Here is a 9,785-nt window from a genome sequence, read left to right as displayed (position 1 = left end):
GTCTCTCAACCACGATAAATCAATCTTCTCTTTACTAATATCAATGCCGATAAACATCATCTCTACTTACTCCCCTTGTACATACAGCATCTACTTAAATAAAAGCGTGCTTGGATACCATTCAGTTTGTGAGAATAGAAAGTCAGGGCTTTATCTACGGAGCAGTATTAAATACTAGACGCGAAGGCAAGCTCACTGACTTCGATGTGATAAATGATAGCTAATCATTTATCAATGAGAGATACAAGACGCGAAGCTTGCTTGCGTGACGGGCAAAGCCCGTAAAGTGATTGATCACAAATGAATAATAAATAACGAAAAGTATTTCACCATTTTCGTATTTCTAATCTCGTGAAAGATTATACTTTTTCATTTTCTCAACGAGTGTTGTTCTGCGAACCCCTAATATCTCTGCAGCGCGAGCTACAACGTAATCATAGCGCTCTAACGCTTGGGTAATTAAGCTTATTTCAAGTTCGGCTAAATAATCTTTAAGTTCAATACCATCATCAGGTAATAGCCCACTACCCGTTTGGCTAAACTCAGCGTCTGGCTCACTTTCGTAATCGCTAAAACCGGTGCTAAATATATCGTTAAAGGCGTCTTTTTCCATTAACTCTTCAGGGTATTCTGGCTCGTAGGCTTCAACTTCGATGTAACGATATTTATTAGGTAAATCGGGAATATCAACCACTTTTTCAGGAAACATAATAACCATACGCTCCACCAAATTAGCAAGCTCACGAATATTACCAGGCCAAGCATGTTCTTTTAAGCTCTCAACTGCGCGCTCTGTAAACTTAGCGGTAGAACCTGTTTGGTCGTTAACACGGCGCATTAACTCTTTTAAAAGCAGCGGAATATCATCAGCACGTTCACTCAGCGATGGGTTTTCGATAGGAAATACATTTAAGCGGTAATATAAATCTTCCCTAAAACTACCCTCTTCAATCATTGTTTCAAGGTTACGATGCGTGGCTGCAATAACGCGTACATCAGCCTGAATAGCCTTTGTACCACCAACTCGTTCATAACTTCGCTCTTGCAATACTCGCAGCAACTTAACTTGCATTTGCAGTGGCATATCGCCTATTTCATCTAAAAATAGCGTCCCACCTTGAGCGAGTTCAAAGCGCCCTTTACGAGCCGATATAGCACCAGTAAACGCGCCTTTTTCGTGGCCAAATAGTTCACTTTCGAGCAGCTCTGCCGGAATAGCACCACAGTTAACAGGTACAAACGGTCCATTAATACGCTTTGAAAGCAAATGTACATTACGGGCAACCACTTCTTTACCTGTGCCTGATTCGCCTAAAATTAAAACATTAGCGTCGGTTTTTGCCACTTGTTCGATTAAAAAGCGAACATCTTTAACCGCATCGGTTTCACCAACAAGTCCATCAAAAATTTTATGTGGTTTAGTATGCTTATGCTCATTAGGCAGCATACGCTGATACTGTTGGCAATCGTGAAGTAACTGCGTTGTCACTTCGTGATTAAACGGCTCACAGATAAGCCCCACTACATTAGCTATACTTAATAGGGGTTTTAGCGTTTCGCCAATTAATAAAAACGGTAATGTTGGATAGCGTTTAATTAAGCTTTCGTGGTCAAGTGATTGCAATGCTCCTAAAATGATCATGCATTCTTGCTGCTGATATTTTTTGCATTCTTGTTCAAAGCAGTCTTCGCTTAATAGTTGAGCAGCTTCACCAATAAAGCCAAGTGAAGCATTTAATCCTATTGCGCGGTTGTTATTATTATCTAAAATCAAGATCATATTTAGCGAGCCGTACTTTCACTAATTTGTATAATTAGTTAAATTGTAAGCCAGTTCAGCATGGATGCAAGCAATAGCGGCAGTTTTTTGACATAAACGCCAAAAAACAGACGGGCTAGTTAAGTCAATCATACTTAATAGTTAATCATTAAGTATGGGTTATAGTTTCAACTTAGTTATTACTTAACTATTACCTAACCATAACCTAGCTCTAAAAATTAATTTACTCGGCTATAAAAATGCTATTGTTAGTAAATAAACCCAATTATAAATTTAAGTTGAAGTTACAAATGCCGATATATAGATAAGCAAAAATGCTTGGCATTAATATTGCTTTGCTCTTATAAAAGTATAAAAGCTTTATTGGTTTTTTATATAAGTTTTTATATTGGCTTTCACATAATTTTATTGTTTTAAATTTTAGGATTTTCCATGGCTCACATCTCAGTAAAAAAATACGGTCAAGTTCGTGCTAGTAGTATTGCCGAAATGACTCCTTACGAACAAATAAACCTTATATTCAGTAATATTATCGGTCGCTTAGCAGCAACAAAAGGGTTTATTGAGCGCAAAGAAATACAAAAAAAAGGTGAAAACATTTCAGCCTGTGTTTTATTATTTGGTGCTCTGCAAGATGCACTTAATTTAGAAGTAGAGCAAGACCCTAGTATTTCTAACAATTTATTGGCACTTTACGATTACTGCCAACGCCGTTTAACTCAAGCTAACTTACACAACGATATTGAAGCAATTACTGAAGTATCAAGTATTGTTAAAGAAATTAAAGAAGGTTGGAATAACATTCCGCTAGATCAACGCAGCCCTGCGGTTTAATTTAAATTATGGACTCGCCAACATCTTCGCAGCAACTAACAAGCCATGCAGAGCAAATACAAACACTGCTTAGTAACATTGAAGTATTAGTAAATGATAATAATGCAGATGAAGCTCCGCCTTTTTTAGATACTTTAAACACTAAACTAAAACAATGGTGCGAAAACAGTGAAGGCCCAAGCGCAGAGCAATTAGAATTAATTCAGCTTCGTATAAATACTATTTTAGTTAAAGCAAATAGCGCTAAAAACGAGTCATCTAAAGCCATTATTAAACATAAAAAGTCAGGAAAGGCGATTAAGGCATATAGAGCAGCCAAATAAAATTCACCTCAAACAGTAAATATAAAAAACCGTTGTAAATAACGGTTTTTTTTATGTTTTTATTTAGCTATTAAAACTATATGCTATTTATATATTAAGAGTTATCTCGTACAACCCCAGGCATATTTTCCAGCTGAGCTTGAACATACGTACTGGTGTTATTGAGGCTCGCTACTAATAAATCCATTGCATTATATTGAGCATACAACCTTGATGATAGCGACTCCATTTTACTGGCAAGGTCCAAGCGCTGGTCATCTATGTCGTCAAGTTGGTTTGTTTTGCTGTCTATGCGGTTTTGGATAATACCGTCGGAATCGGTATAAAAGCTTAACTTTTCGTCAAACGATTGTGCAAAGCCATCGTCATCATCACCTACAAAAAACTGCTGAACTAAATCTACATCGCTTGCTATTTTTTCATTGAGTGTTTCTGTATTTAGCGTTAAAACACCGTAGCGGTCTGTTTCTACACCTAACTGCGAAAGCGATAGCGAATTACCACCACCTAAATCAACGGGATTTGTTATTTCGCTACGAAGCTTTGACATAACACCACGAAGCAGTGAATCCCCCGCCATAACGCCTGCGCCAGCTTCGCCGGAGGCACCCAAGTTATTACTAAGCTCTAACAGTTCGTTATAACTTGAAATAAAACTATTTAAACCTGTTTTAATATTATTATTGTTTTCGGTAACCGATATATCGCTTAAGTCGTCGTCAGTGGCATGTAACTTTTTGGCGGTAATATCCACGCCATCAATCACATTACTAAACTCATTAGTATTGCTTGATACAGTTAACGTGCCATCAATCGTTATTTGTGCATTTTGTGCAGCATTAACTTGCGTTAAATTAGTTGTATGATTAGCAGGGTCTGCGTCTGATACATCATAAGCTAGTCGAGATAACCCGCTTGTATCGGTATTACTGCCGTCATCGTCTTGTACGGTAATTGTTATAGCGTTGTCTTCGCCGGTTTCTTTACTAGTAAGCACTAAATGCTGACCGGTATCACTGGTTATTATAGTGGCGACAACCGAATCATTACTATCACTGCCAGTAAAAGGGCCGTTATTAATTTGGTCGCGTAAATCTTCTAATGTATTTGTAGCCGATAAAACAGTGGAAAAACTATTTTCGCCGGAGCCAATTGTAATTACGCCAGCTCCAATTGCCTCGTCTGCTGCAAATGCAGGGGAAGATAACTTATGTGCTTGTGCTAATGCGTCTACTTTTACATTGTAACTACCAGGCTGAGCGTCTTTATCTGAGCTAATAGATATAAAATCATCATTGCCAGATGCAGTTCGCTTTTGGTAGTTATCACTATCGCCTAATGCTTCCATTGAGGTTTGCACTTTTTCGAGCGCTGACTTAAGTGCTCCTACAGCTGAAATATCAGTTGTTAACTTGCCTTCTCTTGTATTTAATCGAGCTTCAGCAGGTGCTTGTTCTGCATTTACTAGTGCATCAACAATATCTGATACTGCTAACCCAGAACCTAAACCAGTAAACGAAATAGCCATACTTCACCTCTTCAATACTTAAAAATAAACCAGCTAACTTTTATAAGTTAACACTTATAGGTGCTTACTAAACTGTTTGATCAATCAAAATACCAGCAGATTCAGACAGTTTAGAAACTAGGCTTAATACTTCCTCAGAAGGATATTGCTTAATTACTTCGCCACTGTTTTTATCAAGCACTTTAATTACATCACGACCTGAATCTTCATCTACCTTGAACTGCAAACTGCGATTCATTTCGCCCATAAAATCCTGCAATTGTTGCGCCATTTTTTCTAGCTGTTCACGCTCTAACGGCTGAGCAGTTACTTCTTGGTTATTTTTTTCGTATTGATTTTGCTGTAATCGTTGCTGATTTTGTGTGTCAGCTTGCTTTACATCGTCAACAGCGCGTTCGGTTAGCGAACTAGCTGCTTGCCCAGCTACTTTATCTTCACCCGCTAGCGGGGTTGGTAATGTAACTTCTGCATTGGAATTAATAGTATTCATAACAGATTCCTATTTTTCACTTAATTAAACAATAGCTCAATTAAAACCCTTAAACCACAAAAGGAGGTAGCTAAAGCCACCTCCTTTTTGTAAAACTAATACTGACTTTATGTACTAGCTAACCACTAAGCTATTACTTTAACTTATTAACCTAATAAGCTAAGTGCTGCTTGTGGTAACTGGTTCGCTTGCGACAAGATTGACGTACCTGCTTGTTGCAAGATTTGGTTCTTCGTCATGTTAGCTGTTTCGGTTGCAAAGTCAGTATCTTGAATACGGCTACGTGACGCAGATACATTTTCTTGAATATTAGCAAGGTTACTGATTGTGTGACCAAAACGATTTTGAACCGCACCTAAATCAGCACGCTGACTATCTATTTGTGCAAGTGCATCATCAATTACAGCGATTGCACTTTGTGAACCTAGCTCTGTTGTTAAATCAATATCTTTAACAGAATCGCCTTCAGCAACAACACTCACCGGCGTACCTGCGGCGCCATCCGTTACAGAAAAGTCAACTTTTGAAGATAAGGTTATGGTTTCTGTTGTAGCAGAGGCTGTAACTGCAGCTGTACCAGCATTTACTAACGCAGCATCACCTGTGGTAGTTGAAGTATCACTGTCGGCAAACGTAGCTGAAACTTCATTGCCACCGGTATTACCCGCACCAGCAAAATTAGTCAATGCTATAGGTGCGCCAGCTGTATTTGTAATTGTAATTGTACCTGAACCATCATCTTCTGCAGTATAACCATCCAAATCATTAATCGCTGATGCTATTTCAGTATTAGATGTACCTGTTATCCCTTCCCCACCTATGTCAAATGACATAGTACCGCCAGTGTCAAAATCAAGAGAGCTCAGTGTTGCAGTTGTAACAGAGTTTACTTCCGCAGTAACACCATGGTCACCTGTTGTTTCATTAATCGCAGCCGCTTTACCGGCTGCGTCTGAAGCAGCTGTAGCATCTACATCGTAAGTTTGACCACCTACTGCAAATGAAACGCTTCCAGCTGTAGCAGTGATGTTAGTAGTTGCTTCTAATGAACCAATTTTATCTGCGGCTGTGCTACTTAAACTAATAGAGATAGTTTCATTGGCATTTGAGCCAATTTGGAAGTTTTTTGAACCAAAATCTCCATTTAATAACTGCTGACCACCAAAAGAGGTGGTCTCAGAAATTCGCGTTAACTCATCTTGTAAAGCGGTTACTTCTTTTTGTAGAGAGGCTCTGTCATCATCAGAGTTTGAACCATTCGCTGATTGTAACGCTAGTTCACGCATACGCTGTAAAATGCTAGTAGACTCTTGCATTGAACCTTCAGCAGTTTGCGCCATAGAAATACCATCGTTAGCATTACGCTGAGCTACACCTAAACCGTTTATTTGTGATGTTAAACGGTTTGAAATTTGTAGGCCTGCCGCATCATCTTTTGCGCTGTTGATACGCATACCTGATGATAAACGTTCCATTGACGTTGCAAGGTCAGAACCTGATTGAGATAGGTTACGTTGAGCGTTTAATGAAGATACATTTGTGTTTACTGAAATCATAATAAAACTCCTGATTACTTTCGTAATGTTGCTATTTTAATTTAACCAAGAGCTGTCACAAATGTATGCTCAGCTCCGTACTGATTAAGTTAACGGCAGGAGGTAAATTATCTTTAGGAGTATTTTAAAAATAAATTAGTTTATTTACCCAGAAAAAGCTAACTGACTGTTTTAAATGATTAGTTATTTTAAATTGATTTAAAATACGGTTTGAATATTATGCTTTTAGCTATTTTTTACAATCTAAAAACAAAAAACGCACTTAATTTGAAGTGCGCTTATACAGCCTGATATTAGTTAAACCAATAACTAGCCACCTAATAAACTAATGGCTGCTTGTGGTATTTGGTTTGCTTGCGAAAGTATTGACGTACCCGCTTGCTGTAATATTTGGTTTTTAGTCATTTGTGCAGTTTCGGTCGCAAAATCTGTATCTTGAATACGACTACGTGACGCAGATACATTTTCTTGAATATTAGCAAGGTTGCTAATTGTGTGACCAAAACGATTTTGTACCGCACCTAAACCCGCGCGCTGATCATCAATTTGTGCAAGTGCATTATCAATTACATCAATTGCACTTTGTGAACCTAGCTCTGTTGTTAAATCAATATCTTTAACAGTATCGCCTGCAGCCACAACGCTTACAGGTGTACCTGCAGCGCCATCAGTTACAGCAAAATCAGCTTTTGAAGATAAAGTAACAACTTCCGTTGTAGCTGATGCTGTTGCTGTAGCAGTTGGAGTTGTTTCATTCAAGGCGGTCGTAGCTGGAGTAGCAGCGCTGTCAGTAAATGATGCCGCAGCACCTGTACCTGTACCTGTTCCTGAGAAACTAGTCAGTGCAATAGGAGACCCTGCAGCATTTGTGATTGTGATTGAACCTGAATCATTGACTGCTGTGTAACCGTCTATATCATTTATTGAAGCTGCAAGTGTATCTGCATCAGAACCAGTTACATTATTAGACCCGCCCAATGTAAATTCAATTGTGCCGCCATCAAAGTTCATAGATGTAAGAGTCGCCGTTGTAATATCAGCAACTGCTGCTGTTACACCATGCTCACCTGTTGTTGCATTAATCGCAGCCGCTTTACCGGCTGCGTCTGATGCAGCTGTAGCATCTACATCGTAAGTTTTACCACCTACTGCAAATGAAACGCTTCCAGCTGTAGTAGTAATGTTTGTAGTTGCTTCTAATGTACCAATTTTATCTGCAGCTGTGCTACTTAAGCTAATTGAGATGGTTTCATTGGCGTTCGCGCCAACCTGAAAATTTCGAGTGCCGTAAGAGCCATCTAATAATTGCTGACCACCGAACGATGTAGTGTCGGAGATTCTAGTTAGTTCTTCTTGTAAAGCAGACACTTCTTTTTGCAATGCATCACGGTCTTCGCTTGAATTTGAACCATTGGCAGATTGCAGAGCAAGCTCACGCATACGTTGTAGTATATTAGTCGATTCTTGCATAGCGCCTTCAGCGGTTTGCGCCATTGAAATACCATCATTGGCATTACGCTGAGCAACGGCTAGGCCATTTATTTGCGATGTTAATCTGTTTGAAATTTGTAGGCCGGCGGCATCATCTTTAGCGCTATTAATACGCATACCTGATGATAAACGCTCCATTGACGTTGCTAAGCCTTCGCCAGATCTTGTTAGGTTACGTTGTGCGTTTAGTGACGACACATTAGTATTTACTGTTAATGCCATTTTACCATCTCCTAGGTTTAAACAGAGTGTGGTTCAACACGATTTAACAGGAACCACTGTTCGATAATTTCTTACAATAAGAAAAGCATTTACTGTGCCAACTTTAAATTGGTTTTAACTCATTGTTTTAATTGCAAAAAGTTTAGTTTGTTGAGTTTGGAAATAGGGGGTGAGGTTATTTAGAAAGGAGTGACATTTTTTTGCCGCGATTTTGTAGCCAATTTTTGCCGCTTTAAAGTGTTAAAGCGGCAAGGTATTTTTACTTATAATCTGCTTATAATCTGCTTATAAGTAATCGAATAATGAAAGGTTAGTTAAACGACCAAAAGTTGCTTGCGATGCTTGCAGTGCCGTTTCTTGTTTGGTTAGTTCGCTAATAGCTTCTGCCATATCAACTTCAACTAAGTTAGAGCGATTACTTTTATTTTGAATATCGAGTGCTAAGTTAGAATCGCTTACTCTTTCAAGCGCGTTCATACGTCCACCTAAACTTGCTTGGGTAAACACCACTTGCTCACTGGCGTTTTGTAATTGCACTAAGCTATCAGCAAGTACTTGCTGAAAGTCATCACCTTCAAGTGTGCCATCGTTAAGGCCGGTAATAAGTGCTTGCAATGTATTAAGTACGTTTTCTTTATGTGGTTTTTCAAGACTAAAATCGAGTTGGCCTGGAGCATTGCCCTCAAATTGAATTTTCATACCTGCAAATTCAATTGTATCATCTATAACTTCACCAGTTTGAGGCGGGGTAAGCGACACACCATCTTGTAAAATTTCGTATGTATCAGGATCGTTTGTTGTTGCACCAGCGGTTGTGACTACACTAAAAGTATTTGCTGTAGGTGAAACTGGAGTCGTTGGATCGGCATTGTATTTAGCTTGATGGAACTTATCGAACTCGGCTTGGCCATCAACATAAACAGTGCCTTTAGTAATATTATTTGTAGGTGTTGTTGTTGGTATGTCTGCTTTATTATCGAGTACATTTAGTCTGGCATCTGTTTTTTCAAACGTATCAAAGCCGTTATCACTCGCCTTAATTGATACACCTTCAGCTATAGTTATTTGGTGCTGGCCTTGGTCGCCATTATAGGTGTACTCACCCGCTGCAGAATCAAACTGATATGGCTGCGTGCTGTCTTGATATCCTGAAAATATGAATTTCCCGTCTTCTGAGCGGGTGTTCATTAAATTAGCTAACGTTTGTTGAATGCCACTAAGCTCTGATGCAATCGATTTTAAATCGTCTTTGGTGTAAACACCATTACCAGCCTGAATAGTGAGCTCTTGCGCTTGTTGTATATTACTATTTATGCTTTGTAATACGCTTTCTTCAGTTTCTAGCCTGCCGGTAAGCTGGTCGATATTTTTAGTGTATTGCTCATTCGTTTGTATTTTATTTGAATACAGCATAGCTTGCGAAATAGCAGCTGGCGCTTCTGAGGTGGTTAAATACTTTTCACCTGTTGTTACTCGCTCTTGAGCATTTGCAACACCTTGTTGGTTGTCGAGTATTTTATTTATGTTGTTTTGGTACATTAAATTATTTGATAAACGCATA

8 protein-coding genes and 1 pseudogene are annotated in these 9,785 nt (G+C 38.8%); 2 read left to right on the top strand and 7 right to left on the bottom strand.

All coding sequences use genetic code 11. The annotated features are described in order from the left end of the window. Positions 1–343: 343 nt before the first annotated feature. Positions 344–1,780: a sigma-54-dependent Fis family transcriptional regulator gene (locus H4J63_RS13770; RefSeq protein ID WP_101216692.1), complete on the bottom strand. Its 1,437-nt coding sequence runs from the start codon at positions 1,778–1,780 to the stop codon at positions 344–346. 432 nt (positions 1,781–2,212) lie between these two features. Between H4J63_RS13770 and fliS the strand changes: the two genes are divergently transcribed. Together fliS and H4J63_RS13760 are read left to right on the top strand one after the other, a co-directional pair. Next, complete coding sequence (fliS, locus tag H4J63_RS13765; RefSeq protein WP_182197105.1) at positions 2,213–2,614, top strand: flagellar export chaperone FliS; 402 nt, start codon at positions 2,213–2,215, stop codon at positions 2,612–2,614. Positions 2,615–2,622: 8 nt separating this feature from the next. Then, on the top strand, positions 2,623–2,937 hold the full coding sequence (locus H4J63_RS13760; protein WP_182197103.1) for a hypothetical protein: 315 nt from the start codon (positions 2,623–2,625) through the stop codon (positions 2,935–2,937). 94 nt (positions 2,938–3,031) lie between these two features. Here the strand turns inward: H4J63_RS13760 and fliD are convergent, their stop codons facing one another. The 6 genes and pseudogenes from fliD to flgL form a co-directional block, all read right to left on the bottom strand. Next, on the bottom strand, positions 3,032–4,465 hold the full coding sequence (fliD, locus tag H4J63_RS13755; RefSeq protein WP_182197101.1) for a flagellar filament capping protein FliD: 1,434 nt from the start codon (positions 4,463–4,465) through the stop codon (positions 3,032–3,034). Positions 4,466–4,532: 67 nt separating this feature from the next. Then, on the bottom strand, positions 4,533–4,955 hold the full coding sequence (locus H4J63_RS13750; protein WP_182197099.1) for a flagellar protein FlaG: 423 nt from the start codon (positions 4,953–4,955) through the stop codon (positions 4,533–4,535). 146 nt (positions 4,956–5,101) lie between these two features. Continuing rightward, the gene (locus tag H4J63_RS20660; RefSeq protein ID WP_409072678.1) at positions 5,102–5,788 is read right to left on the bottom strand and encodes a flagellin; all 687 of its coding nucleotides are present in this window, start codon (positions 5,786–5,788) and stop codon (positions 5,102–5,104) included. Between the two features lie 363 nt (positions 5,789–6,151). Next, positions 6,152–6,511 (bottom strand): annotated as a pseudogene (locus tag H4J63_RS20655) (flagellin); the annotation flags it as partial. Positions 6,512–6,820: 309 nt separating this feature from the next. Continuing rightward, on the bottom strand, positions 6,821–8,224 hold the full coding sequence (locus H4J63_RS13740; protein WP_182197097.1) for a flagellin: 1,404 nt from the start codon (positions 8,222–8,224) through the stop codon (positions 6,821–6,823). Positions 8,225–8,509: 285 nt separating this feature from the next. Beyond that, entirely contained in the window at positions 8,510–9,784 is a 1,275-nt protein-coding gene (flgL, locus tag H4J63_RS13735; RefSeq protein ID WP_182197095.1) for a flagellar hook-associated protein FlgL, read from the bottom strand. Position 9,785: the final 1 nt, after the last annotated feature.

Origin of the sequence: Pseudoalteromonas sp. 5Ae-yellow (assembly GCF_014077565.1) — a bacterium.
GTDB lineage: Bacteria > Pseudomonadota > Gammaproteobacteria > Enterobacterales > Alteromonadaceae > Pseudoalteromonas.
This window is presented reverse-complemented; position numbering and strand designations above follow the sequence as displayed.